At 68.0% G+C, this 23526-nt stretch carries 24 protein-coding genes and 1 tRNA gene; 19 read left to right on the forward strand and 6 right to left on the reverse strand.

The genetic code is table 11. The features are described 5' to 3' along the window. Positions 1 to 147: 147 nt before the first annotated feature. Positions 148 to 240: transfer RNA gene (locus ACTT2I_RS02690), tRNA-Ser, on the reverse strand. Between the two features lie 137 nt (positions 241 to 377). Between ACTT2I_RS02690 and dnaX the strand changes: the two genes are divergently transcribed. From dnaX to ACTT2I_RS02710, 4 genes are all read left to right on the forward strand, one after another. Beyond that, on the forward strand, positions 378 to 2390 hold the full coding sequence (dnaX, locus tag ACTT2I_RS02695) for a DNA polymerase III subunit gamma/tau (protein ID WP_421100461.1): 2013 nt from the start codon (positions 378 to 380) through the stop codon (positions 2388 to 2390). Positions 2391 to 2396: 6 nt separating this feature from the next. Beyond that, positions 2397 to 2717 (forward strand): YbaB/EbfC family nucleoid-associated protein, encoded by a 321-nt coding sequence (locus ACTT2I_RS02700; protein ID WP_019185335.1) that lies wholly within the window; start codon positions 2397 to 2399, stop codon positions 2715 to 2717. 99 nt (positions 2718 to 2816) lie between these two features. Next, positions 2817 to 3416, forward strand: coding sequence for a recombination mediator RecR (gene recR, locus ACTT2I_RS02705; protein ID WP_088432876.1), 600 nt, complete (start codon positions 2817 to 2819; stop codon positions 3414 to 3416). An 81-nt stretch (positions 3417 to 3497) separates the two neighbouring features. Further along, a complete protein-coding gene (locus ACTT2I_RS02710) occupies positions 3498 to 3857 on the forward strand; it encodes a histidine triad nucleotide-binding protein (RefSeq protein ID WP_088432875.1) in 360 nt (119 codons plus the stop codon). Positions 3858 to 3913: 56 nt separating this feature from the next. On the opposite strand, the gene ACTT2I_RS02715 is transcribed toward ACTT2I_RS02710, so the two are convergent. From ACTT2I_RS02715 to ACTT2I_RS02730, 4 genes are read right to left on the reverse strand one after another with little or no spacing between them, the layout of a single operon-like run. Beyond that, positions 3914 to 4438: a Slp family lipoprotein gene (locus ACTT2I_RS02715; protein ID WP_088432874.1), complete on the reverse strand. Its 525-nt coding sequence runs from the start codon at positions 4436 to 4438 to the stop codon at positions 3914 to 3916. Next, entirely contained in the window at positions 4435 to 6387 is a 1953-nt protein-coding gene (locus tag ACTT2I_RS02720; protein WP_421100462.1) for a transglutaminase TgpA family protein, read from the reverse strand. Before ACTT2I_RS02720 ends, ACTT2I_RS02715 begins: the two co-directional genes overlap by 4 nt. Further along, complete coding sequence (locus ACTT2I_RS02725; protein WP_421100463.1) at positions 6380 to 7336, reverse strand: DUF58 domain-containing protein; 957 nt, start codon at positions 7334 to 7336, stop codon at positions 6380 to 6382. The genes ACTT2I_RS02720 and ACTT2I_RS02725 overlap by 8 nt, the downstream gene beginning before the upstream one ends. 1 nt (position 7337) lies before the next feature. Then, complete coding sequence (locus ACTT2I_RS02730; RefSeq protein WP_421100464.1) at positions 7338 to 8291, reverse strand: AAA family ATPase; 954 nt, start codon at positions 8289 to 8291, stop codon at positions 7338 to 7340. 40 nt (positions 8292 to 8331) lie between these two features. Here ACTT2I_RS02730 and ACTT2I_RS02735 point away from each other — a divergent pair, with 40 nt between their 5' ends. Both ACTT2I_RS02735 and ACTT2I_RS02740 read left to right on the forward strand, forming a co-directional pair. Then, positions 8332 to 10173 carry a glycosyltransferase family 39 protein gene (locus tag ACTT2I_RS02735; RefSeq protein WP_421100465.1) on the forward strand — a complete coding sequence of 614 codons (1842 nt, stop codon included), beginning with the start codon at positions 8332 to 8334 and terminating at the stop codon, positions 10171 to 10173. A 29-nt stretch (positions 10174 to 10202) separates the two neighbouring features. Continuing rightward, positions 10203 to 11894 (forward strand): hypothetical protein, encoded by a 1692-nt coding sequence (locus ACTT2I_RS02740; RefSeq protein WP_421100466.1) that lies wholly within the window; start codon positions 10203 to 10205, stop codon positions 11892 to 11894. A gap of 3 nt (positions 11895 to 11897) precedes the next feature. On the opposite strand, the gene ACTT2I_RS02745 is transcribed toward ACTT2I_RS02740, so the two are convergent. Then, positions 11898 to 12470 (reverse strand): Maf family protein, encoded by a 573-nt coding sequence (locus ACTT2I_RS02745; protein WP_421100467.1) that lies wholly within the window; start codon positions 12468 to 12470, stop codon positions 11898 to 11900. Between the two features lie 114 nt (positions 12471 to 12584). On the opposite strand from ACTT2I_RS02745, the gene ACTT2I_RS02750 reads away from it, so the two are divergent. From ACTT2I_RS02750 to ACTT2I_RS02810, 13 genes are all read left to right on the forward strand, one after another. Next, complete coding sequence (locus ACTT2I_RS02750) at positions 12585 to 13094, forward strand: YceD family protein (RefSeq protein ID WP_088432868.1); 510 nt, start codon at positions 12585 to 12587, stop codon at positions 13092 to 13094. 108 nt (positions 13095 to 13202) lie between these two features. After that, positions 13203 to 13400 (forward strand): 50S ribosomal protein L32, encoded by a 198-nt coding sequence (rpmF, locus tag ACTT2I_RS02755; RefSeq protein ID WP_017357626.1) that lies wholly within the window; start codon positions 13203 to 13205, stop codon positions 13398 to 13400. A gap of 88 nt (positions 13401 to 13488) precedes the next feature. After that, complete coding sequence (locus ACTT2I_RS02760; protein WP_088432867.1) at positions 13489 to 14466, forward strand: beta-ketoacyl-ACP synthase III; 978 nt, start codon at positions 13489 to 13491, stop codon at positions 14464 to 14466. Between the two features lie 75 nt (positions 14467 to 14541). Beyond that, positions 14542 to 15324, forward strand: coding sequence for a serine/threonine protein phosphatase (locus ACTT2I_RS02765; protein WP_421100468.1), 783 nt, complete (start codon positions 14542 to 14544; stop codon positions 15322 to 15324). 89 nt (positions 15325 to 15413) lie between these two features. Further along, positions 15414 to 16358 carry an ACP S-malonyltransferase gene (fabD, locus tag ACTT2I_RS02770; protein ID WP_088432895.1) on the forward strand — a complete coding sequence of 315 codons (945 nt, stop codon included), beginning with the start codon at positions 15414 to 15416 and terminating at the stop codon, positions 16356 to 16358. Positions 16359 to 16432: 74 nt separating this feature from the next. Then, a complete protein-coding gene (gene fabG, locus ACTT2I_RS02775) occupies positions 16433 to 17176 on the forward strand; it encodes a 3-oxoacyl-ACP reductase FabG (protein WP_070426748.1) in 744 nt (247 codons plus the stop codon). Positions 17177 to 17329: 153 nt separating this feature from the next. After that, positions 17330 to 17569 carry an acyl carrier protein gene (acpP, locus tag ACTT2I_RS02780; protein WP_017357544.1) on the forward strand — a complete coding sequence of 80 codons (240 nt, stop codon included), beginning with the start codon at positions 17330 to 17332 and terminating at the stop codon, positions 17567 to 17569. A 136-nt stretch (positions 17570 to 17705) separates the two neighbouring features. Further along, positions 17706 to 18968 (forward strand): beta-ketoacyl-ACP synthase II, encoded by a 1263-nt coding sequence (gene fabF / locus ACTT2I_RS02785; protein WP_070426749.1) that lies wholly within the window; start codon positions 17706 to 17708, stop codon positions 18966 to 18968. Between the two features lie 95 nt (positions 18969 to 19063). Next, the gene (locus tag ACTT2I_RS02790) at positions 19064 to 20419 is read left to right on the forward strand and encodes an aminodeoxychorismate synthase component I (protein WP_421100470.1); all 1356 of its coding nucleotides are present in this window, start codon (positions 19064 to 19066) and stop codon (positions 20417 to 20419) included. Positions 20420 to 20485: 66 nt separating this feature from the next. Next, on the forward strand, positions 20486 to 21547 hold the full coding sequence (gene mltG, locus ACTT2I_RS02795) for an endolytic transglycosylase MltG (RefSeq protein ID WP_421100471.1): 1062 nt from the start codon (positions 20486 to 20488) through the stop codon (positions 21545 to 21547). After that, positions 21544 to 22212: a dTMP kinase gene (gene tmk / locus ACTT2I_RS02800; RefSeq protein ID WP_293982119.1), complete on the forward strand. Its 669-nt coding sequence runs from the start codon at positions 21544 to 21546 to the stop codon at positions 22210 to 22212. The genes mltG and tmk overlap by 4 nt, the downstream gene beginning before the upstream one ends. After that, complete coding sequence (locus ACTT2I_RS02805) at positions 22205 to 23164, forward strand: DNA polymerase III subunit delta' (RefSeq protein WP_088432862.1); 960 nt, start codon at positions 22205 to 22207, stop codon at positions 23162 to 23164. Before tmk ends, ACTT2I_RS02805 begins: the two co-directional genes overlap by 8 nt. Next, positions 23161 to 23514, forward strand: a complete 354-nt coding sequence (locus ACTT2I_RS02810) for a PilZ domain-containing protein (RefSeq protein WP_088432861.1) — start codon at positions 23161 to 23163, stop codon at positions 23512 to 23514. Before ACTT2I_RS02805 ends, ACTT2I_RS02810 begins: the two co-directional genes overlap by 4 nt. Positions 23515 to 23526 lie beyond the last annotated feature (12 nt).

Below are 23526 nucleotides of genomic sequence, written 5' to 3' on the forward strand. Positions count from 1 at the left end.
TTCCGCGCTCGCGCGCTCCAGGGCCAGCCGTTCGGCTGTCCGGATTCGCTCCTGGCGAATCCGTCGAACCCGTTGGGGTTCTCGGCCCCCATGCTTTCCGGAAGACAAATAAAAAGGCCGCCCCTGGGGGCGGCCTTTTTATTTGTCTGGCGGAGAGAGGGGGATTCGAACCCCCGAAGCGCGGTTTAGACGCTTACACACTTTCCAGGCGTGCTCCTTCAACCACTCGGACACCTCTCCGGACCTGCCGCACACAACCCGCTGCAGGGGCGCAGATTCTAGCGGGGGAATCGGAATCGCACAAGCGGTTCGTCACGGAGGGCAGGGGGGCTGGACAGGCGTGGCACAATGGTCGTCCCGATGAAGACGGTGGCCTGATGTCCTATCTCGTCCTTGCCCGCAAGTGGCGTCCGAAGCGTTTTGCCGAGCTGGTGGGCCAGGAACACGTGGTCCGTGCGCTCAGCAATGCGCTGGACAGCGGCCGGGTGCACCATGCGTTCCTGTTTACCGGCACCCGCGGGGTCGGCAAGACCACCATTGCCCGTATTTTCGCCAAGTCGCTGAACTGCGAGCAGGGCACCAGCGCCGATCCGTGTGGCCAGTGCCCGGCCTGCCTGGATATCGACTCCGGCCGCTACATTGATCTGCTCGAGATCGATGCCGCGTCCAATACCGGTGTGGATGATGTCCGCGAGGTGATCGAGAACGCCCAGTACATGCCCTCCCGGGGCAAGTACAAGGTCTACCTGATCGACGAAGTGCACATGCTGTCCAAGGCGGCGTTCAATGCGCTGCTCAAGACGCTGGAAGAGCCGCCGGAGCATGTGAAGTTCCTGCTGGCCACCACCGATCCGCAGAAGCTGCCGGTGACGGTGCTCTCGCGCTGCCTGCAGTTCAACCTGAAGCGGTTGGACGAGGAGCAGATCCAGGGCCAGATGACGAAGATCCTGGCCGCCGAGGAGATCGAGTCCGATCCGACCGCTATCGTGCAGTTGGCCAAGGCCGCCGATGGCAGCCTGCGTGATGGTCTGTCGCTGCTGGACCAGGCGATCGCCTATGCCGGCGGTGCGCTGCGCGAGGATGTGGTGCGCGCGATGCTGGGTACGGTCGACCGCACCCAGGTCGCCGCGATGCTGGATGCGCTGGCCGATGGCGATGGTCCGCGCCTGCTGCAGACCGTGGCCCTGCTGGCCGAGTTCTCGCCGGACTGGAGCGGGGTGCTCGACGCCCTGGCCGAGGCCCTGCACCGGATCCAGGTGCAGCAGCTGGTGCCGGGTGCGGCAACGGCGGGCGAGGGGATCGATGCCGAAGCCTTCGCCCAGCGCCTGCGCCCGGAAGTGGTCCAGCTCTGGTACCAGATGGCCCTGGGCGGCCGCCGTGACCTGCACCTGGCCCCTAGCCCGCGTGCCGGGTTCGAGATGGCCGTGCTGCGCATGCTGGCGTTCCGGCCGGCGGCGGCTGTACCGCCGGTGCCCCGCGATCCGGGCACCGGCACCGAAGTGAACAGCGGTGGCCAGGCCAGCGGCCAGGGCACCGGCATGGCTGCTGCTGCCGCGACCGCTGCTCCGGCTCCGCCCGCAGCGCCCGCCAAGGTCAGCGCGCCTGTCGCTCAGGCAGCCCCGGTGGCGTCTGAGGCGCCGGCCGCAGCCCCGGTCGTCGCGCCCTCCCAGGCCGCAGCCTCGCCGCTGAAACAAGCTGCTCCCGCACCCGCCGCCGCCGAACCGGTGAAACCGGCCAAGTCCACCGTCGTGGCCCCCGCCGCGGACGACGATCTGCCGCCGTGGCACCAGGAAAACGACGCAGCCGATCGCGACGAAGCGCTGGCCGCTGAGATGGCCACCCCGGATGCGGCCATGGTTGCGCCGTGGGAAGCGCCGCCCGAGCGGGCCGTGGCCCGCGCTGCCACCCCGGCGCCGGCCGCACCCACTCCGGCGGCTCGCCCGCAGGGCATCGCCATCGCACCCACCCACGCGGGGGATGCGCCGGCGGGCGAGACAGGCGACCTGACCGCCGATGCCTGGCTGGAACTGGTGGCCGGCAGCCAGCTCAATGGCCCGTCCAAGCAGCTGGCCGCGCACTCGGCGTTCATCAGCTACCAGCACGGCGTCTTGAAACTGGCGATTTCGCCCGGATTTGAGTACTTGAGTTCGGACCGCTCGCAGGCGGCGCTGATCGCGGCGTTGACCGGCCCCTTGGGCCAGGCGCCGCGTCTGGTGATCGATACCGGCGCGGCCGGTGCCGAGACCCTGCATCAGCGCGCTGACCGCCAGCGTGGCGAACGCCAAACGGCGGCGGAAGCCGCTTTCATGGCCGACCCCTCGGTGCAGTTGCTGGTCCAGCAACACGGTGCCCGGGTCGTCGCCGATTCCATTCGTCCTTTTGAAGAGTAAAGAACCATGCGCGGCAATATCGCCCAACTGATGCAGCAGGCCCAGAAGATGCAGGAAAACCTGCAGAAGGCCCAGGAAGACCTCGCCAAGCTGGAAGTGACCGGCAGCGCCGGCGGCGGCATGGTCAGCGTGACCCTGACCGGCACCAAGGAATGCCGCAAGGTGCGCATCGATCCGTCGGTGCTGTCCGATGCGGAAATGACCGAAGACCTGGTGGCCGCGGCGTTCAACGATGCCTCCAACAAGATCGATGCCGAGTCGAAGAACCGCATGGGTTCGGCGACCGCCGGCATGCAGCTGCCCCCGGGCATGAAGCTGCCGTTCTGACCCACCGCCTGCGCCGGGTGCCTGCCTGGCGCGACCGTGGTGACCGCGCCGCGAAGCCTTCGGGCTTCGCGCGCTTGTTTCTGAGATGAGCGATCCGCCATGAGCCTGCCCCTGCTCGAACAATTGATCGAGGCCTTCCGCGTGTTGCCCGGCGTGGGCCAGAAGACTGCCCAGCGCATGGCGTATCACGTGCTGGAGCGCGAGCGCGAGGGCGGCCAGAAGCTGGCCGAGGTGTTGGCCAAGGCGATAGAGCGGATCGGGCACTGCGAGCAATGCCGGGATTTCAGCGAGACCGAGATCTGCGCGGTCTGTGCCAACGGCAGCCGCGAGCGCCAGCAGCTGTGCGCGGTGGAATCACCGGCCGATCGCCTGGCGATCGAAATGGCCACCGGCTTCCGCGGGGTGTACTTCGTACTGCAGGGGCGGCTGTCGCCGCTGGATGGCATCGGCCCACGCGAACTCGGGCTGGATCAGCTGGAGGCGCGCCTGAAGCAGGGCGAGGTCAACGAGTTGATCATCGCCACCAGCGCCACCGTGGAAGGCGAAGCGACCGCGCATTACCTGGCGCAGATGGCGCGCAGCCACAAGGTGCGGCCGAGTCGCCTCGCGCAGGGGCTGCCGCTGGGGGGCGAACTGGAATACGTGGATCGCGGCACGCTGTCTCACGCCTTCGGCACGCGTACCGAAGTCCAGGAATGATGCCGCGCGCCGCGCGCGGGTGATCGAAACCCGGGGCGCATCCGCGCTACTCTCCAAGGCCCTGTTCCACGAGGTGCCCTCATGAGCCACGACACCCTGTTCGGCAAGATCATTCGCCGCGAAATTCCGGCCACCATCGTCTACGAAGACGACGAGGTGCTCGGCTTCAAGGACATCGCTCCGCAGGCGCCGGTGCACGTGCTGTTCATTCCCAAGCACGAGGCGATCCCGACCCTGGATGACGTGCGGCCGGACCAGGCGCACCTGATCGGCAAGCTGGCGATGGCGGCGGCCGAGTACGCGCGCCGCGAAGGTTTCGCGCAGGAGGGCTACCGGATCGTCATGAACTGCCGCGAGCATGCCGGGCAGACCGTGTTCCATATCCACCTGCACCTGCTGGCCGGCGCGCAGCTGGGTCACTTCGGTACGCCGAACGGCTGAGCGGACCCGGCGCAAACAAAAACGCCGCCCGAGGGCGGCGTTTCTGCGTCAGCGTGTTACCACCAGCCCCAGCCGCGGTAGCCCCAGCCCGGACCCCAGCCCGGGCCCCACGGGCCGTACGGGTAGGCAGGCACCACCTCCACCTGGCGCTGTTCCGGCCACAGGTAGATGACGTCGGCATCCAGCTTCGGCAGGCGATAGTCGTACTCGCCGATGCGGGTGTTCTCGTAGCCGCCGATCTTGCCGATGAAGGTCACGTCGCGGCCCGGCTCGAACACCGCCGGGTCGTAGAAGCCGGCGCGGCAGGCGATGAAGCGGCCGTCGCTCGCGTCGGCCGAGGTGGTGCTCGGGCGGCCACTGCCGTTGAGCGGGCGCGAAATCATCTGGAAGCAGGTCTGGCCCTGGCCCGGATTGGTTTCGATGATGCGGCCACCCCAGCGTACCGGGGTGCCCACCTGCTGGGTGGGAACCGCGTCGCGTGGGCTGACCATACTGAACTGCCCCTGCAGCGGCTTGGGCGCGGTGGCGCAGGCAGCCAGTGCCAGAGAGGCAGCAAGGGGAAGCAGGATTTGAATCTTCATGGGGATGCTCCGGAGGTCGGGCGATGCCTGCGCAGGTCGCGCAATAATGAAGTGAGGTCGACGTCAGCGCCAGCGTAGCGCGCCTGGACGAAACGCGCGCTGAGCGACAGCAGCGCAGGATCGGGTCGCTGCCGGTCCACCCGGCGTGCCCACTCGCCAGCCGGTTCAGCGCTGGCACGGGCCAGCCCATAGCGTGCGTAGCGGCGTCCCAGCCGGTGCCAGGCCCGTAGCAGCGGGTCGCGCTCGCGTTCGCCGCGGGCCAGCAGCCATGCCATCCACCCTAGCGCGGCCAGTGCGAAGACAATGAAAATGCCGACCAGTTGTGTCGGATCCAGCCGCTCGAAACCAAACGGTTTAAGAAGCTGCTGCTGGCGATTGGCATCGAAGGACAGGATCAGGTCGTTCCAGCCCCGGCGCAGCCAGTCGCCCATCTGCCCGATCTGCAGCCAGCGGCTGTCCAGTGTGGTACCGGCGGCGCCGGTCCCCAGCCGGTCTTCGAGAGTGTCGTAGATGCGTTCCGGCGCCACTGCAGCGGTCGGGTCCACCCGCACCCAGCCGCGCCCGGGCAGCCACACTTCGGCCCACGCATGCGCGTCCATCCGGCGCAGCACCCAATAGTCGCCATACGGGTTGCGGAGGCCACCGGCGAAGCCGGTCACCACCCGCGCCGGGATGCCCGCGTTGCGCATCAGCACCACGAACGCGGAGCTGAAATGCTGGCAGAAGCCGGCCTGCTGATCGAACAGGAACTCGTCCGCGCCATCGCGGCCGGGCTCGGGCGTATCCAGGGTGTAGACGAAACTCGCCCGCACCCAGTCAAGCGCGCGCTGCACGATCGCCGCATCATCGCGGCCCGCCTCCTGCCGCCACTGCCGGGCCAGCGCTGCCGTGCGCGGATTCAGGCCTTCGGGAAGCTGCAGGGCCTGCCGGTGCTCGTAAGGCGTCAATGCGTCGGTATAGGCCACGGCCGGTGCGGAGGTCAGTCGCCAACGGGTCAGCGCGTTCAACGCCGCGCGGCTGCGCAGGCTGTGGTTGGCATCCAGATCGCTGCCGGGCGGTGCCTGCAGCGGAAGGTCCAGGGCGACCAGTTGCCGGCGATCGGTCGGCTCGTAGTCGATCTGGTACTCCCACCGGGTGGTGGCATGGGTGACCGCCGCAGGCGCACGCTCGATCTGTCGTCGGTCCTGCTCCCAGCGCTGGCCATCGAAATGGGTCAGTACCGGCCCGCGCCAATAGCGCTGCTGCGGTTCCGGAACCGAGCCAAAAAACTGCACGCGCAGCGCCGGGGTGTCGTCGGCCATCAGGTCCAGCCACTGCCCGGGCTCCATCGTGTCGGACAGGCCGGGTTTGCCGACCGCGCGGTCCGGGATGCCCCAGAGCGGTTCACTCAGCCGTGGGAACAACCAGAAACCGGCCAGCGCCAGCGGCAGGCCGAGCAGGACCAGCCGCCCGATGCCATGCAGCTGGCGCTTGAGTGGTGCCGGCGGCGCCTGGCCCTCCAGATGTGCCAGGCGTTGCAGGGCGAGCAGGGCGACCAGACCCGCCAGCACCGCCAGCGTCATGGTCAGTGGCCCCTGGTCAAGCAGGAACGCCGCGAACGGGCCGAACAGCCCGAAGCCGACCAGGCTGCGGGCATCGCGCAGGCTGCGCAGTTCGCTGGACTTCAACGCCAGCATCGCGGCCAGCAGCGCGCAGCCGGTATCGCGGCCCGGGCGTGGGCCCATCTGCCAGTAGATGGCGGCGAGCATGCCAAGCACCAGCAGCAGGCGCAGGGCGCCCGGCAACAGACGCTGGCGCGAGGCCAGCGCGGTGAGCACGGCGACCCCGGCGATGACGACGGCCAGCACGGTGGGCAGCTGCAGCAGCAGCGGCAGCAGGCCCAGCGCCGCGCTGGCCAGCGTCCAGTAGCGCGCGCCGGCGTTGAGCAGGCAGACGGGGCGGTCAGTCATGGGGCAACAGCGCCAACGCGCGCTGGCACAGATGGTGATGGGCGCTGCCGTTGCCGGGCCCGAGTACCGGTTGACCGGGCAGCTTGAGCGTATAGCGCCGGCCTTCGCGCTCGGCCAGGTCGACCCAGCGCGCCATGCGCGCGATCCGCGTTTCGGTGCCCAGCGGAGCCAGGCGCCACCAGTCCAGCACGATCTCCACCCCCACCGGCTTCTCGTACTCACGCACCAGCAGGGTGTCCCGCCGCGCCGAGTGTTTCCACGCGATGCTGCGCGTCGGGTCGCCAGGGCGATACGGACGCAGCTGATGCAGCTCGTCGCCACTGGCGTGCACGCGGGTGTGCAACGGATCGCCGCCGCTTTCAGGCAGGGACGGTGCGTGCGCTTCCGGCGCGGCATAGACCAGCAACGGCGTCTCCGGCCACACCCACGACCATGCACGCACCAGGCCGAGTGGCTGGGTGGTGGCGATGCGGATACGGGCCAGATCGAACCAGCCGCGTCGATGTGTGGGCAGATCCAGATCCACTTCGATCTGGTCACTGTCGATCAGATGCCCGAACGCGGCCACGCCATCGTGCTCCACCTGCAGGCCGCGGCGTGCACGGGTGTCGGCGCGCGAGAGGCTGATACGCAGCCGCAACGGCGCGCCTGCGGTGACCGGCTCGGCGGACACGGCATCCACCTGCAATCCGGAAAGCTGCAGATGCGCGCTGATCGCACTGGCGATGCTGACGGTCGCCAGCAGCAGGGCCAGCAGCAGGGCCGGATTGTTGTTGTAGTTCAGTGCGCCGAGCAGCATCGCCGAGAGCAGCGCGGCGACGAACAGCCCGAAGCGCGTCGGCAGCACATAGATGCGGCGCCGGTCGAACCGGCACGGCAGGTGCTCCGGTCGGCGCGGTCGCGCCAGATGTTGCAGTTGCTGCCAGCGGGCTCCCCAGCCGCGGCGCATCTCAGTCGACCTGCACGGTCTGGAGGATCGCGCGGGCCAGTGCAGGCCCGTTGCCGGCTTCGGCCTCTGGCACCAGGCGATGCCCGGCCACCGCGACGAACAGCGTCTGCACGTCTTCCGGCACTACATGCGCGCGGCCCAGCAGCAACGCATGTGCCTTGGCGGCGCGCAGCAAGGCCAGGCCGGCGCGCGGCGACAGGCCGACGCGGACGCCTGCATGCTGGCGGCTGCGGGCCAGCAGCGCCTGCACGTAGGTGATCAACGCCTCGCTGGCATGCACCTGGCCGACCGCCTCGCGCAGTGTGCGTACTTCCACGTCGCTCAAACGCGCGGTGGCCTGCGCGATCAGGTGGCGGCGATCGGTGCCGCGCAGCAGCTCGCGCTCGGATTCGGGATTGGGGTAGCCCAGCGCCAACCGCAGCAGGAAGCGGTCCAGCTGCGAGTCCGGCAACGGGAAGGTACCGGACAGGTCGACCGGGTTCTGGGTGGCGATGACGAAGAACGGATCGGGCAGGGGATGGGTCACGCCATCCAGGGTGACCTGCTGCTCGGCCATCGCTTCCAGCAGTGCGCTCTGGGTGCGCGGCGGCGCGCGGTTGATCTCATCGGCGAGCAGCACGTGGGTGAAGACGGGGCCGGGATGGAACTGGAAGTGCCGACTGCCGGCGTCGTAGACCGAGACGCCGAGCACGTCGGCAGGCAGCAGGTCGGAGGTGAACTGCACCCGCTGGAAGCCCAGCCCGAGGCTGGAGGCCATGGCGTGGGCGAGGGTGGTCTTGCCCAGCCCGGGCAGGTCCTCGATCAGCAGATGGCCGCCGGAGAGCAGCGCCACGAAGGCCAGCCGCACCTCCTGCGCCTTGCCCAGCACCAGCCCGTTGACCTGATCCTGGGCCGCGCGCAGGGACTGTCGCAGTACATCGGTTAGCATGGCTGGCACGGGGGGCGAATGATCCATGTCCGTCTCGATTCGATGATTCCACTGATTCTATAGAGCAATGCAGGGCGAACAACGCGCACGCACCATATTCCTGTTGTTGTGGACGCTGGTCACCGCCGTCAAATTGGTGGTGGCCGCACGTCTGCCCTTGTTCGTGGACGAAGCTTTTTACTGGCAGGAAGGCCAGCATCTGGCCGCGGCCTATTCGGACCTGCCCGGGCTGACTGCATGGCTGGCGCGCCTGGGCGTGGAAGTGGGCGGCAACCATGTACTGGCGCTGCGCCTGCCGTTCCTGGCGATCGGTGCGTGGCTGCCGTGGCTGGTCTCGCGGATCGCCACGCGCTGGTTCGGCGCGGTGGCCGGTTGGCAGGCGGGCAGTCTCACCTTGTTGATGCCGCTGTCGGCCACGCTGGGCATGCTGGCCGTGCCCGATGTGCCGATGGCGTTGGCTGCGGTGCTGTGTCTGGACGCCGGCGCGCGGTTGCTGCGCAGTGTCGATGCCGCCGCGGCGGTGAAGCTGGCGGCCGGCTTGTCGATCGGCGCGCTGAGCCACTATCGCTTCATCGGGGTGATCGTGGTCGGCTTCATTGCGCTGCTGGTGCTGCCGCAGGGCCGGCGCATGCTGCGCGATCCGCGCGTCTGGGTGGCCCTGGCCGTCGGTGTGGTGGCGTGGCTGCCGCTGTTGTCGTGGAATGCCGACAACCATGATGCGGGCCTGAAATTCCAGGTGGTCGAGCGCCACCCGTGGGCGTTCGAGTGGAGCGGGCTGTGGTTCCTGGTGATCCAGCCGATGCTGGTCACCCCGATCCTGTGCATCGCGATGTGGAAGGTGGCCCTGGCCGGCACCCGCTCCGGCGGCGGCGCGCGCGCGCAGTGGCGCTACTTCGGCCTGATCGGCGCGGTGTCGACGCTGTCCATCTTCGGCCTGGGCTTCTTCACCGATGTGGAGCGCATCAGTTTCCATTGGCCGCTGCCCGGCTATCTCGCCCTGCTGATCGCAGTGCCGGTGGTACTCAACGGCTGGCCGCGCTGGCTGCGCCGTACCGGCTGGTGGTTGGCCGGTGCCGGGCTCGCCCTGGCCTTCGGCTATTACCTGACGGTCTCCATCCCGAGCGTGCGCGAGCAGCTGGCCGGCTACAAGTACTACCCGCGCAACTTTGCCGGCTGGGAACCCCTGGCAGGCGCCGTGCGCGACGAGCTGAAAAGCATGCCGCCCGGCACCCGCGTGCTGGCCGGCAACTTCAAGGTGGGCGCGGAGCTGGGCTTCCAGCTGCGCGATCCTTCGATCGAGGTGCTGCGCCACCCGTTGAACGACAAACATGGCCGCAGTGCGCAGCTGGGGCTGTGGGGGCTGCTCCACGATGGCCAGCGCGACGCGCCGATGCTGCTGGTGCTGTCGCCCAGCGACCAGCGCTACCGCGATCTGCTGGCGCGTTACCACGCGGTCTGCGAGCAGGTCGGGCCGCTGCCGCCGCCGCGCGTGGTCAGCAACGATCATGGCTATCAGCGGTTCCTGCTGTTCAAGCTGCCGGCCGAGCGCGTGGCAGGCCCGTGCGTGACCCCGGCGATGGCCTGGCTGGATACGCCGCAGCCGGATGCGAAGGTGGGTGGCACGCTGGACGTGCGCGGCTGGGCCTTCAAGGACGGCGTGGGCATCGAACGTGTCGAGCTGCTCATCGATGGTGCGCCGGTGGGCGATGCGGTCTACGGCCGGCCCTACGACATTACCGGCGCGTGGAAGATCTCCACCGACCCGCAGCACCCGAACGTGGCCTTCGATGCCACGTTGAAGACCCACCACCTCACGCCCGGTCGTCATTGGCTCGGCATGACGCTGTACGGCAAGGACGGCAGCGTGGAGCAGTGGCAGGAACAGGCCTTCACCGTCCCCGCGCGCTGAGCGCATGTGTCTTTATGGATGACCACGTCATGCGCAATGCCTCGCAGGAATCTCCCCCGTTGCCCGTGTCCCAGGCTGCCACGCCGGTGTCGCCTGCGCTGATTCGCCTGCTGTGGTTGGCGGTGGCTGCAATCATCGCGGTGGGCGTTGCAGCGATGGTGTGGCTCTCGCCGCGCGTGCTGTACGCCGATCCGTGGCGCTTCACCCAGAAGCTGCTGGAAATGCCGTGGCCGGCCAATGTGCTGGTGTCAGACAACGGCCACCGCGAAATCCTGCCGAACCTGGTGCGCCATGCCGAGCTGGAGTGGCTGCATGGCAATCAATGGCTGCAGATCGGTACCGGTGTGGCCTTGGCACTGGCGACGGTCTGGCTGCTGGCCCGGATCATCAGGTCCGATGCCTTGGCACCGCCGGTGCGCGCCGCCGCGACCGTGGTCGCAGCGCTGTCGATCTTCTGGCTGGGCAGCCAGCGGGCGCTCACCCATGCCAACGAATCGGTCCACGCGTACCTGATCACCGTGGCGCTGATGGCAGGCGCCGCCCTGCTGCTGCGTGGGGACCGTCGCGGTGCCGTATTGGCCGCCGTGTGCGGCGTGGCAGCGACATTCTCCTTCGGCAGCGGCGTGGCCGTGTTCGTGGGGCTGGCGGCGGTGCTGGTGGCGCGGCGTGCGCCGTTGTCGCATTGGGTGCCATGGATCGCCGGGCTGCTCGTGGCGGTCGGGTTGCACCTGGGCATGGGGCGGACCGGGATGCCTGCGCAGATGGCGGTGGCCCCGCTGCCGCAGCTGGACGTGTTGCTGCGCTGGCTGGCCTCGCCCTTCATCTATCTGGCCTGGCCGGCACTGGATCCGGCCGCGGCGCAGCAATTGCCGTTCGCGCCGGTGCGCGATGTAGTGCATGCCGTGGCGAGCAGTTATCAGGCGCTGTTCGGACCGGTGTTGACCTCGCGCTGGCCGCATCTGCTGATCGGTGCGGCCGGGCTGGCCGCGCTCTGCGGTATGACCTGGCGAACCTGGCAGCGCGGCCGCAGCGCCGGGGCAGGGGAGTCGGTGGCGCTGGCGATGGCGTGGTTTGGCGTGGCAGTGGGCGGGCTGGTCGCGCTCAGTCGCTGGACCTATTTCGCCGACTACCCGACGCAGTTGGCCGCGCCGCGGTATGTGCCCTGGTCGTGGCTGTTCTGGTCCGGCCTGGTGCTGTGGGCGACCATACGGATCGGCCTGCGCCGCCCGCGGTGGGCGGCCTGGGGCGCACTCCTGCTTGCGCTGGTGGCCGTGCCGAGTACAGCGTGGATGGCCTACCTCGGCGCCAGCATGCAGCGGGTGGCGAACATGACCGCCACGGCTGCCGCGGCCGGCGTGGTCGATCCGGACCAGACCCATGGCGAGAGCGTGCCCGGCGAAGTGCAGGCGGCACTACCGAGCCTGCGCGCGCATGGGGTGGCCATGTTCGCTTGGCCTGAGGCCCGGTATCTGCAAGGCGGGGCGACGACAGCAACCAGCGTGGCCGTCCCGATCGGCGATGTGTCCCTCGTGGCGGTGCGCAATACCCTCGGTGGCTCGGCCTGGCGTATCGATTTCAGCGCCCAGAGCAACGCACCGCGGCTGGTTCTTCAATGCAGTGGACGCCCCGTGGGCCTGGCCATGCCGCTGGCAGGGCGCTGGGTCGGCTGGGCCACCGGTCACCTCGATGCCGGCTGCCTGGAAGCACTGCAGCTGCGCTGAGCCTCAAGGCAGGGTGTAGCCGGCCTGCCGCAGCAACTGGCTCACTGCGATCAGCGGCAGCCCGATCAGCGCGGTCGGGTCGCGGTTCTCGATCGCGTCGAACAGGGTGATGCCCAGGCCTTCGCACTTGAAGCTGCCAGCGCAGTCCAGCGGCTGCTCGGCGGCCACATAGCGGGCGATCTCGGCCGGGCTCAGCGCCCGGAAGTGGACCCGGGTCAGATCACAGGTTTCCAGGGCTTCGCCGTCGCGCACAAGGCTCACGGCCGTGTGGAAGGCGACCACCTGCCCGGACATCGCGGCCAGCTGCGCCTGCGCACCCTCCACGGTGCCCGGCTTGCCCAGCGGGGCGCCGTTCAGTTCCGCCACCTGGTCCGAGCCGATCACCCATCGGCCGGGGTGCAGGCGGGCGACGGCCTCGGCCTTCGCCCGCGCCAGGCGAACCGCCACGGCCTGTGGGGCTTCGCCGGGGCCCGGCGTCTCATCCACCTCAGGGCGGGCGGTCTCCAGGGGCAGGCCGAGCCGCTCCAGCAATTCACGGCGGTAGCGGGAGGTGGAAGCAAGCAGCAGCGGGGTCATGCGACAATACCGGGCACGGAAGGGCGGCAGTCTGGCCCCTCGGGGCAAGGATCGGCAACCTGACTGCGCAGGCATTTGACAGCGGGCCGGGCGATCCTTAACATTCAGCGGCTTATGTCCGCAAACGTGCCCGAAATGCTGGATGCTTGGCGGATGGTCGCAGCGCGCAGGTGCTTCGACGGCCAGGTGAATCTAGCGGAATTGACCCGCCTCCAGGGCCTTGTCGCCGATACCGAAGGAACGTGCACCTATGCACTGGAATTCGCGCACGACGACATCCTGCAGGTATCCTATGTTGAACTGTCCATCGACACCGCGCTGCCGCTGATCTGTCAGCGCAGCCTGCAGCGTTTCCTGTTGCCGGTTTCGATGGTGCAGCGGCTCGGCCTGATCCGCAGCGAAGAGGAAGAGTCCTCGTTGCCGGAAGGTTGGGAACCGTGGCTGGTGCCGGAAGACGGCATGCTGCGACCGCTGGAACTGGTCGAGGACGAACTCGTCCTGGCCGTGCCCGTCGTGCCGCTGTCTCCCGATGGTGAGGCCGTGGACAAGGACTGGGCACCGACCGAAGAAGAAATCAGCAAGGCCAATCCGTTCGCGGCGTTGGCGGCACTGAAAAAACAATAGCAGCCGGATTGTCGTCGGCGGCTGCGGCGAAAGCGAAAACTGTGCTGGGCGCTGGCGTCCTGCGCGACGATACGACGAAGCAAAACGAACCGAGTTTGGAGCAATCCCATGGCTGTGCAGAAATCCCGTGTCACCCCGTCCCGCCGCGGTATGCGCCGTGCGCATGACGCCCTGAGCGCCAAGCAGCTGTCCACCGATCCGACCACCGGTGAAGTGCATCTGCGTCACCACATCACCGCTGACGGTTTCTACCGCGGCAAGAAGGTGATCACGACCAAGTCGAACTCGGCCGTCGAAGAAGATTGATTTGTGAAGGCCGCTGCCCGGTCGGGCGGCGGCCTTTACCCCATTCTTCCCGATCGTCACGTTTGGCGATCGAGCTACAGGACATGCAATGAGCAAGCGGATCTACTCGAGGATCGCGGGCACCGGTAGTTATTTGCCCGAAAAAGTGTTGACCAACCAGGATCTGGAGAAAATGGTCGACACCAGCGATGAGTGGATTCAATCGCGCACTGGTATCCGCGAACGGCACATTGCGGCCGAAGGCGAGACCACCAGCGACCTCGGCTACCACGCCGCGGTACGTGCGCTTGAAGCGGCCGGTATCGACGCTTCGCAGCTCGACATGATCGTGGTGGGCACCACCACGCCTGATCTGATTTTCCCGTCCACCGCGTGCCTGATCCAGGCCAAGCTCGGTGCGAGCGGTTGCCCCGCCTTCGACGTCAATGCGGCCTGTTCGGGCTTCGTGTTCGCGTTGAGCGTGGCCGACAAATTCATTCGTTCCGGTGATGCACGCCATGTGCTGGTCATCGGTGCGGAAACCCTGACCCGTATCGTCGACTGGACCGAGCGCACCACCTGCGTGCTGTTCGGCGATGGCGCGGGCGCCGTCGTGCTCAAGGCCGACGAAGAGACCGGCATCCTCAGCACCCACCTGCATTCGGATGGCAGCAAGAAAGAGCTGCTGTGGAACCCGGTGGGCGTCTCGGCCGGTTTCGGCGAGGGCGACAATGCCCGCGGCGCGATCCTGATGAAGGGCAACGACGTGTTCAAGTACGCCGTCAAGGCGCTGGACTCGGTCGTCGACGAAACCCTGGAAGCCAATGCGCTGACCAAGGACGACCTGGACTGGCTGATCCCGCACCAGGCCAACCTGCGCATTATCGAAGCCACCGCCAAGCGCCTGGAGATGTCCATGGACCAGGTAGTGGTGACGGTGGACAAGCACGGCAACACCTCCTCGGCCTCGGTGCCGATGGCGCTGGATCACGCGGTCCGCTCCGGCCGCGTGGAGCGCGGCCAGCTGCTGCTGCTGGAAGCCTTCGGCGGCGGCTTCACGTGGGGTTCTGCTCTGCTGCGCTATTGATAGTGTCAGTTACGACAACGTGACGCTGTCGTTACGGCCCCATTACGGGGCCGTAAGCATTTCAGGAGAACTGTCATGGTTGAGCCCATCGTCATTGAAGGGCAGCGCGCCTGGCTGAAGCAGTACGGCGAAGGAAGCCGCGTGGTCGCGCTGGGCCTGCTGAACTTCATCGCCCGCCGCTTCCAGCTCGATGCCCTGCGCCCACCGCCGCACCGTGGCGGCGACGCCGCCCGCGAAACCGAAGCCCGCCGCCTGTCCGAACTGCAGGCGCAAGGGGTCAACGTCCCCAACGTGATCGGCAGCGGTCACGCTGCCCTGGTGCTGGGCGACAACGGCTCCTCGTTCAATACCTGCCTGCGCGAAGCCGATGATGCCGGCCGTGACCGCCTCGTGTCCGCCGCGATGAATGCCATCGCCCAGGCGCACAGCAAAGGCGCGTATTTCGGCCAGCCGCTCCCGCGCAACCTCACCTGGGATGGCAAGGAGATCGGCTTCATCGATTTCGAAGAAGATCCCCTGGAAGTCATGGACCTCGCCCAGGCCCAGGCCCGCGACTGGCTGATGTTCGGCTACGGTGTCGCCAAGTACTACGAAGACCGCCCGCAACAGCTGCAGACCCTCATGGCGCAGGCGATGGACGGTGCAGAAGCTCCGGTGCTGGCCCATGCCCACGACGTCACCGGCCGCCTGCAGGGGCTCGCCCGCGCCAGCATGAAGATGGGCCGCTCCGCCCGCGCACTGGCCCACTCCATTCTGATCGTCCATGGCGCCACCACCTTGGGCGTGCTGATGCTGGCCGTGATCTGCATCGACTTCTTCAGCGACGGCGACCTGGACATCCTCCAGCTGTTCACCTGACGGGCCACCCCCACATACGCGGCAGTACAGACGAAGGGCGACGTTCCCCTTTATCATTCGCCGTTCGATTTTTGCAGGCGGATGATCGCGTGACCGATACCAATCTCGCATTCGTGTTCCCGGGCCAGGGCTCGCAGTCGCTGGGCATGCTGGCCGAACTGGCCGAGCTGCACCCGCAGATCCGCGAGGCCTTCACCGAAGCCTCCGACGGCGCCGGTGTCGACCTGTGGGCGCTGTCGCAGGGCGGTCCGGAGGAAATGCTCAACCGTACCGAATACACGCAGCCGGCCCTGCTGGCCGCCAGCATCGGCGTCTGGCGTGCCTGGAACGCCGTGGGTGGCGCCCAGCCGGCCGTCCTGGCTGGCCACAGCCTCGGCGAATACACCGCCCTGGTGGCGGCCGGTGCGCTGACCCTGCGTGACGGCGCCCACCTGGTGCGCCTGCGTGGTCAGCTGATGCAGGAAGCCGCCCCGACTGGCGTGGGTGCGATGGCCGCCGTCCTCGGCGCCGAAGACGCCCTGGTCGTGGAGGTCTGCGAGCAGGCCGCCGGCAGCCAGATCGTCGTCCCCGCCAACTACAACTCGCCCGGCCAGATCGTCATCGGTGGCGACGCTGCTGCCGTGGATCGCGCGCTGGCACTGCTGGCCGAGAAGGGCGTCCGCAAGGCCGTCAAGCTGGCTGTCAGCGTGCCTTCGCACACCCCGCTGATGCGCGAAGCCGCCAACCGCCTGGCCGAAACCATGGCCGGCCTGGACTGGCGCGCCCCGGCCCTGCCGGTGGTGCAGAACGTGGATGCCCGCGTGCATGACGGCGTGGATGCGATCCGCCAGGCGCTGGTCCAGCAGCTGTACCTGCCCGTCCAGTGGACCGGCTGCGTGCAGGCGCTGGCCGCCCGCGGCGTTACCCGCGTGGCCGAATGCGGCCCGGGCAAGGTGCTGAGCGGGTTGATCAAGCGCATCGACAAATCGCTGGACGCGCGCACACTGTCCACGCCCGCCGATTTCGAGACGGCCCGCGAGACCTGGGCCGCCTGATGTCTTCCGATCGCGCCCGTGCTGGAATGGCTTCGCGCCAGACCGGCCAGGCCGGTCCCGTTTGAGGAAATGAGATGAGCAAGCCCCTTCAGGGTGAAATCGCACTGGTCACCGGCGCCAGCCGGGGTATCGGTGCCGCGATCGCCGATGCACTGGCCGCGCAGGGCGCGACCGTCATCGGCACCGCCACCACCGATGCCGGTGCCGCCGCCATTGGCGAGCGCCTGGCGGCCGTGGGTGGCCACGGCCGCGCGCTGAACGTCACCGACGCTGCTGCGCTGGAGGCCGTGCTGGACGGTATCGCCAAGGAATTCGGCGCCATCAGCATCCTGGTCAACAACGCCGGCATCACCCGCGACAACCTGTTGCTGCGGATGAAGGAAGAAGACTGGCAGGCGATCCTGGACACCAACCTGACCAGCGTCTTCCGCACCTCCAAGGCCGTCATGCGCGGCATGATGAAGGCGCGCAAGGGCCGCATCATCAACATCGCCTCGGTGATCGGCGTGACCGGCAATGCCGGCCAGGCCAACTACGCCGCGGCCAAGGCCGGCATCATTGCCTTCTCCAAGTCGCTGGCCAAGGAAATCGGCTCGCGCGGGATCACCGTCAACGTGGTCGCGCCGGGCTTCATCGACACCGACATGACCAAGGCCCTGCCGGAAGAGCAGCGCACCGGCCTGGTCAAGTCGATCGCCCTGGAGCGGCTCGGCGAGCCGTCCGATATCGCCAACGCGGTGGCGTTCCTGGCCGGTCCTTCGGCCAGCTACATCACCGGCGAAACCCTCCATGTGAACGGCGGCATGTACATGCCGTAAGCATGTGGCGCATGGATTGCGCCGCAAGTGGTTGATCCGTTTGATGTTTTGCTGCAATGCAAGGTGTCGCTGGTTTCCACTACACTATCCCACGGTCATCCCTCACCGGATGGCGTCATTTTTGAACCACTACTCCATCTGGAGCGATATCCAATGAGCACCATCGAAGAACGCGTCAAGAAAATCGTCGTCGAACAGCTTGGCGTCAAGGAAGAGGAAGTCACCAACAGCGCATCGTTCGTCGATGACCTGGGCGCTGACTCGCTGGACACCGTTGAACTGGTGATGGCGCTGGAAGAAGAGTTCGAGTGCGAAATCCCGGACGAAGAAGCCGAAAAGATCAGCACCGTGCAGGCTGCGATCGACTACATCAACGCCCACGTCAAGGCTTGATGTCAGGCGGCTCGCGCGCGGCCGTGGCGATTGCTGCGACCGCGTGCGGCAAACCCATGGGGCCGCGCTTGCGGCCCTGTGCTTTTGAGCGTTTTACCGCGTGATACCCGCAACACCCGGGTCAGGAGAATCTGCAATGAAGCGTCGCGTCGTCGTTACCGGCATGGGCATGGTCTCGCCATTGGGCAATGATATGGCCAGCAGTTGGAAGGGCATCACCGAAGGCCGTTCCGGCATCGGTCCGCTGACCAACGTTTCGCAGTCCTACCTGGACCGTTTCACCACCAAGATCGCAGGTGAGGTCAGGGACTTCGACATCACCGCCGACAACGAACAGTTCGGCAAATTCCGGGTCACTGGCAAGGATGCCAAGAAGATGGACCCGTTCATTCATTACGGCCTCGGTGCCGCCTTCATGGCCTTGAACGATTCGGGCCTGGAGATCACCGACGGCAACGCCGAGCGCGTCGGCGCCATCGTGGGCGCGGGCATCGGCGGCCTGCTGGGCATCGAAGAGCAGACCATCGATTTCCACGAGGGCAAGAAGATTTCGCCCTTCTACGTGCCCAAGACCATCATCAACATGCTCCCGGGCCAGCTGAGCATCATCACCGGCCTGAAGGGTCCGTCGTTCTCGGCGGTCTCCGCCTGCGCGACCTCGAACCACTCGATCGGCACCGCGATGCGCATGATCCAGTACGGCGATGCGGACGTGATGGTGGTCGGCGGTGCCGAGCGTGGCTCCTCGCCGACCGCCCTGGGCGGCTTCTGCGCGATGAAGGCGATGAGCACCCGCAACGATGCGCCGGCAGAAGCCTCGCGCCCGTGGGACAAGGAACGCGACGGCTTCGTGCTCGGCGACGGTGCCGGCATCCTGATCCTGGAAGAGTACGAACACGCCAAGGCGCGTGGCGCGCGCATCTATGCCGAGCTTGCCGGTTTCGGCGCCAGCTCGGATGCGTACCACATGACCGCCCCGAGCGAGAACGGCGAAGGCGCGGCACGCTGCATGACCATGGCGTTGAAGGATGCCGGCGTGACCCCGGAGCAGGTCGGTTACCTCAACGCGCACGGCACCTCCACGCCGCTGGGCGACCTGGGCGAAACCATGGCCATGAAGACCGCCTTCGGCGACCACGCCTACAAGATGATGGTCAGCTCCACCAAGTCGATGACCGGCCACCTGCTCGGCGCGGCCGGCGGCGTGGAAGCGATCTTCTCGGTGCTGGCGCTGCGCGACAACATCATCCCGCCGACCATCAACCTGCATGAAGCGGGCGAGGGCTGCGACCTGGATTACGTGCCCAACACGGCACGCGAAGCCAAGGTCGATGTGGTGATGTCCAACGGCTTCGGCTTCGGCGGCACCAACGGCACGCTGGTGTTCAAGCGCGTCTGACCGCCCGTTCCGTGTATTCCCACCCGGGCCGCCATCATGGCGGCCTTGGTGTATCTGGCCCCCGCGCACGCTGCGCGCCCTTCCGGTGTCCTGTCATGTTCCAGACGCTTCCGCTGCCCGCCACCACCGACCTGCTGGCCCTGCAGCGCCTGGCCCCGCAGCGCTACCCGCTGCTGATGGAGTCCACCGCCTCGGGCACCGCACAGGGGCGCTGGGACCTGCTGCTGATGGGCAACGGTGAAGCGCTCGCGCTGCACGCCGATGGCGTGGTGCGTGATGCCGATGGCGTGGCGCATGACGGCCGTTTCCTGGAGGTGCTGGACGCGGACTGGGCTGCGCTGCGGCTGCCGCGCGAAGAAACCACACTGCCGTTCCGCGGTGGCTGGGCGCTGATGCTGGATTACGAACTGGCCGGACAGATCGAGGACGTGCTGGCCTTGCCTGCGCGCGCCGATGGGCTGCCGTCGGCGCTGGCGCTGCGCTGCCCCGCGGCCGTGCTGCACGACCGCGTGCTCGGCCAGTTCCATGCCCTATGCGAGACCGGTCAGGCCACGCTGTTGCAGACCCTGCAGGACGACCTTGCCGCGGCCGCCGCGCTGGCCCCGTTGCCGACGTGGCAGCCACCGGTGGCCATCGGCGAAGACGCGCCACCGCGCTTCACCGAGGGCGTCGGCAAGGTGATCGATTACCTGCGCGCAGGCGACGTGTTCCAGGTGAACCTGTCGCGCCGCTGGAACGCGCAGTTCGCCGAGGTGCTTTCGCCACAGGCGCTGTACGCGCAGCTGCGCGTGGCCAACCCCGCACCGTTCGCCGGGCTGTTCATGGCGCAGGGCAGGGCGGTGGTCAGCTCTTCGCCCGAGCGCCTGGTCTCGGTGCATGGCGATGACGTACAGACCCGCCCGATCGCCGGCACCCGCCCGCGCTTTGTCGGCGATGACGATGCCGCGCGGATCCAGGAACTGGTTGGCCATCCCAAGGAACGCGCCGAGCACGTGATGCTGATCGATCTGGAGCGCAACGACCTCGGCCGCATCTGCGCGCCGGGCAGCGTGGAGGTGGATGAGCTGATGACCGTGGAGAGCTACGCCCACGTGCACCACATCGTCAGCAACGTGCGTGGCCGCCTGCGCGAGGACGTGAGCCCGGGCCAGGTGATCGCCGCGACCTTCCCCGGCGGCACCATCACCGGTTGCCCCAAGGTGCGCTGCATGCAGATCATCGCCGAGCTGGAGCAGACCGCGCGCGGCGCCTACACCGGTGCGTTCGGCTGGCTGAACCGCGATGGCGACCTGGACCTGAACATCCTGATCCGCACCGCCGAAGTGGCCGGCGACACCGCCAGCTTCCGCACCGGCGCCGGGATCGTGGTCGATTCGGTGGCCGACAAGGAACTGGATGAGACCCGCGCCAAGGCCCGTGGCCTGCTGCGGGCGCTGGGCAGCGATGCCTGAGCCGTTTGGCGGTGTGCAGTACCCGCGCGGTATGCTGCGCGGCGAAGAATTTGATTCGAGGTGACCATGGCGGGTGCGAAACGGGGATGTCTGGCCGTACTGGCCGTGTTGCTGGTGCTGGCCCTGCTGGTCGCGGCCGCAGGCGCATGGTTCTGGCATCGCCAGGGCGCGTTCGCCGATGCACCGCTCACCCCCAGCGCGGAGAGCGTGGTGATCGCCTCCGGTGACGGCTTCAGCACCGTGCTCGGCAAGCTGCGCCAGGCCGGCGTGGACGAAGGCAGCGACACCCAGTGGCAGCTGCTGGCGCGCCAGCTCGATGCCGCCGGCAAGCTCAAGGTGGGTGAATACGCGCTCGATCCCGCGCTGACCCCGCGCGAGTTGCTGACCCGCATGCGCCAGGGCCGTGTCCTGCAGCACCGCGTCACCATCGTGGAAGGCTGGAACATCCGTCAGCTGCGTGCTGCGCTCAAGCGTGCCGATCCGCTGGTGCACACCACCGACGAACTGGACGATGCCGCCCTGATGAAGGCGGTCGGCTTCCCCGGCGAACACCCGGAAGGCCGCTTCCTGCCCGAGACCTACGTCTACCAGCGTGGCGACAGCGACATCGACGTGCTCAAGCGTGCGCATGCGGCGATGGAAAAAGAACTCACCGCCGCGTGGGACAGCCGCGTGGACGACCTGCCGCTGAACTCGCCGTATGAGCTGCTGATCCTCGCCTCGATCATCGAGAAGGAAACCGCGCTGCCCAGCGAGCGCCCGCAGATCGCCGGGGTGTTCATGCGCCGCCTGAAGATCGGCATGCGGCTGCAGACCGACCCGACCGTGATCTACGGCATCGGCAGCAGCTACGACGGCAACATCCGCAAGCGCGACCTCACCACCGATACGCCGTACAACACGTACACGCGTGCCGGCCTGACCCCGACCCCGATCGCCATGCCCGGGCGCGACGCGCTGCATGCCGCCGCGCAGCCGGCCAAGGGCGACGCGCTGTACTTCGTGGCCGTGGGCGATGGCAGTGGCGCGCACATCTTCTCGGCCAACTACACCGATCACAACGCCGCCGTTGCCCGCTACCTGCAGCAACTGCGCAGCAAACGCACCAACGAGGCCGCACCCCAATGAGTCCCGCGCTGCACCGGCACCCGCATTTCGTCAGCCTGGAAGGGGGCGAGGGCGCCGGCAAGACTACCGCCATCAACGCGATCCGCGAGGCCCTGCAGGCCCGCGGCCATGAGGTGGTGCTGACCCGCGAACCCGGCGGCACCGCACTGGCCGAGCGCATCCGCGCGCTGGTGCTCAAGCCGGACGCGGAGATCGCCGCCGAGCCACTCTCGGCCGAGGCCGAGCTGCTGCTGGTTTTCGCCGCCCGCGCCCAGCACGTGCGCCAGGTGATCGCCCCTGCGCTGCAGCGCGGTGCCTATGTGCTGTGTGACCGCTTCACCGATTCCAGCTACGCCTACCAGGGCGGTGGCCGCGGCCTGGACCCGGCGTGGATCGCCGATCTGGAGCGCCGCGCCGTCGGCCTGCTGCCCGGCCTGACCCTGCTGCTGGATGTGGACGTGGCGGTCGGCCGTGCGCGCGCCAATGGCCGCGACATGTGGCCGGACCGTATTGAAAGCGAGCACGATGATTTCTTCCAGCGGGTGCGCGCGGTGTTCCGCCAGCGTGCCAGCGAAGACCCCGCACGTTACCGCCTGATCGATGCCAGCCAGGACCAGGCCGGCGTCGCCGGCGCGGTGGTGGCGGCCGTGGAGGCATGGTTGGCACAGGAGCCGGAACGTGGCTGAACCCTTTTCCCCCTGGCAGCAGCGCGCCTATGACCAGACCGTGGCCGCGCTCGACGCCGGTCGCCTCGGCCATGGCCTGCTGTTCTGCGGCCCGGCCGGCCTGGGCAAGCTGGGCGTCGCACTGCGACTGGCCGAGCACGTGCTGGGGCAGGGCGAGCCTGCCGCGGCCAAGCGCAGCGCCCAGCTGCTGGCCGCCGGGACCCACCCGGACCTGCAGCGGATCTCGTTCATTCCCAACAAATCCGGCGACAAGCTGCGCACCGAGATCGTGATCGAGCAGATCCGCGAGGTCTCGCAGAAACTCTCGCTGACCCCGCAGTACGGCGTGGCCCAGGTGGTGATCGTCGATCCCGCCGATGCCATCAACCGCGCCGCCTGCAACGCCCTGCTCAAGACCCTGGAAGAGCCGCAGCCCGGCCGCTACCTGTGGCTGATCAGCGCCGACCCCGCGCGCCTGCCGGCCACCATCCGCAGCCGCTGCCAGCGCCTGGAGTTCAAGCTGCCGCCGCGCGAGGAAGCCCTCGCCTGGCTGCAGACCCTCGGTCACAGCGAAGCGAGCGCCCGTGAAGCCCTGGACGCCGCCCGTGGCCACCCCGGCCTGGCCGACCAGTGGCTGCGCGAGGATGGCCTGACCCTGCGCCGTCAGGTCGCCACCGACCTGGAAGCGCTCGTTGCCGGGCGATCCGGCGCGGTGGAACTGGCCCAGCGCTGGACCGCCGACGACAACGCCGCCCTGCGCCTTCGCCACGCCGCCGATCTCGCCCTGGCCCAGGCCACCGGCGGTGGCTTGACCGATCCCGATCGATTGCACAAGCTGGCCGCCTGGTTCGATGCGGCCAACCGCACCCGCGACCTGCTGCGCACCACGGTGCGCGCCGATCTTGCGGTGGTGGAGCTGCTGCTGGCCTGGGGAAAGGTCAACGAACGGCACGCCAAGGGGAATAGAGCATGAGCGCCACCAACGCCCGACAGGGCATCCTGTCCCTTGCCGTCAAGGACAAGGCCGCGCTGTACAGCGCCTACATGCCGTTCGTGAAGAACGGCGGCATCTTCGTGCCTACGCCCAAGCGCTACTTCCTAGGCGATGAGGTGTTCCTGCTGCTCACCCTGCCGGACTCCAGCGAGCGCCTGCCGGTGGCCGGCAAGGTGATCTGGGTGACCCCCGCCGGTGCCCAAGGCAACCGCGCGGCAGGCATCGGTGTACAGCTGGCCGATGGCGCGGAAGGGGAGACCGTCCGCCACCGGATCGAGACCCTGCTGGCCGGCATCCTGACCGCGGACAAGCCCACGCACACGATGTGAAGAAATTTCGGC

The organism is Stenotrophomonas sp. PUT21, assembly GCF_052232875.1.
GTDB lineage: Bacteria > Pseudomonadota > Gammaproteobacteria > Xanthomonadales > Xanthomonadaceae > Stenotrophomonas > Stenotrophomonas maltophilia_N.

Bases quoted from the DNA above. Each gene is read 5' to 3' on its own strand.
- dnaX (WP_421100461.1), top strand. From the start codon at position 378: ATGTCCTATCTCGTCCTTGCCCGCAAGTGGCGTCCGAAGCGTTTTGCC.
- ACTT2I_RS02700 (WP_019185335.1), top strand. From the start codon at position 2,397: ATGCGCGGCAATATCGCCCAACTGATGCAGCAGGCCCAGAAGATGCAG.
- recR (WP_088432876.1), top strand. From the start codon at position 2,817: ATGAGCCTGCCCCTGCTCGAACAATTGATCGAGGCCTTCCGCGTGTTG.
- ACTT2I_RS02710 (WP_088432875.1), top strand. From the start codon at position 3,498: ATGAGCCACGACACCCTGTTCGGCAAGATCATTCGCCGCGAAATTCCG.
- ACTT2I_RS02715 (WP_088432874.1), bottom strand. From the start codon at position 4,438: ATGAAGATTCAAATCCTGCTTCCCCTTGCTGCCTCTCTGGCACTGGCT.
- ACTT2I_RS02720 (WP_421100462.1), bottom strand. From the start codon at position 6,387: ATGACTGACCGCCCCGTCTGCCTGCTCAACGCCGGCGCGCGCTACTGG.
- ACTT2I_RS02725 (WP_421100463.1), bottom strand. From the start codon at position 7,336: ATGCGCCGCGGCTGGGGAGCCCGCTGGCAGCAACTGCAACATCTGGCG.
- ACTT2I_RS02730 (WP_421100464.1), bottom strand. From the start codon at position 8,291: ATGGATCATTCGCCCCCCGTGCCAGCCATGCTAACCGATGTACTGCGA.
- ACTT2I_RS02735 (WP_421100465.1), top strand. From the start codon at position 8,332: ATGCAGGGCGAACAACGCGCACGCACCATATTCCTGTTGTTGTGGACG.
- ACTT2I_RS02740 (WP_421100466.1), top strand. From the start codon at position 10,203: ATGCGCAATGCCTCGCAGGAATCTCCCCCGTTGCCCGTGTCCCAGGCT.
- ACTT2I_RS02745 (WP_421100467.1), bottom strand. From the start codon at position 12,470: ATGACCCCGCTGCTGCTTGCTTCCACCTCCCGCTACCGCCGTGAATTG.
- ACTT2I_RS02750 (WP_088432868.1), top strand. From the start codon at position 12,585: ATGTCCGCAAACGTGCCCGAAATGCTGGATGCTTGGCGGATGGTCGCA.
- rpmF (WP_017357626.1), top strand. From the start codon at position 13,203: ATGGCTGTGCAGAAATCCCGTGTCACCCCGTCCCGCCGCGGTATGCGC.
- ACTT2I_RS02760 (WP_088432867.1), top strand. From the start codon at position 13,489: ATGAGCAAGCGGATCTACTCGAGGATCGCGGGCACCGGTAGTTATTTG.
- ACTT2I_RS02765 (WP_421100468.1), top strand. From the start codon at position 14,542: ATGGTTGAGCCCATCGTCATTGAAGGGCAGCGCGCCTGGCTGAAGCAG.
- fabG (WP_070426748.1), top strand. From the start codon at position 16,433: ATGAGCAAGCCCCTTCAGGGTGAAATCGCACTGGTCACCGGCGCCAGC.
- acpP (WP_017357544.1), top strand. From the start codon at position 17,330: ATGAGCACCATCGAAGAACGCGTCAAGAAAATCGTCGTCGAACAGCTT.
- fabF (WP_070426749.1), top strand. From the start codon at position 17,706: ATGAAGCGTCGCGTCGTCGTTACCGGCATGGGCATGGTCTCGCCATTG.
- ACTT2I_RS02790 (WP_421100470.1), top strand. From the start codon at position 19,064: ATGTTCCAGACGCTTCCGCTGCCCGCCACCACCGACCTGCTGGCCCTG.
- mltG (WP_421100471.1), top strand. From the start codon at position 20,486: ATGGCGGGTGCGAAACGGGGATGTCTGGCCGTACTGGCCGTGTTGCTG.
- tmk (WP_293982119.1), top strand. From the start codon at position 21,544: ATGAGTCCCGCGCTGCACCGGCACCCGCATTTCGTCAGCCTGGAAGGG.
- ACTT2I_RS02810 (WP_088432861.1), top strand. From the start codon at position 23,161: ATGAGCGCCACCAACGCCCGACAGGGCATCCTGTCCCTTGCCGTCAAG.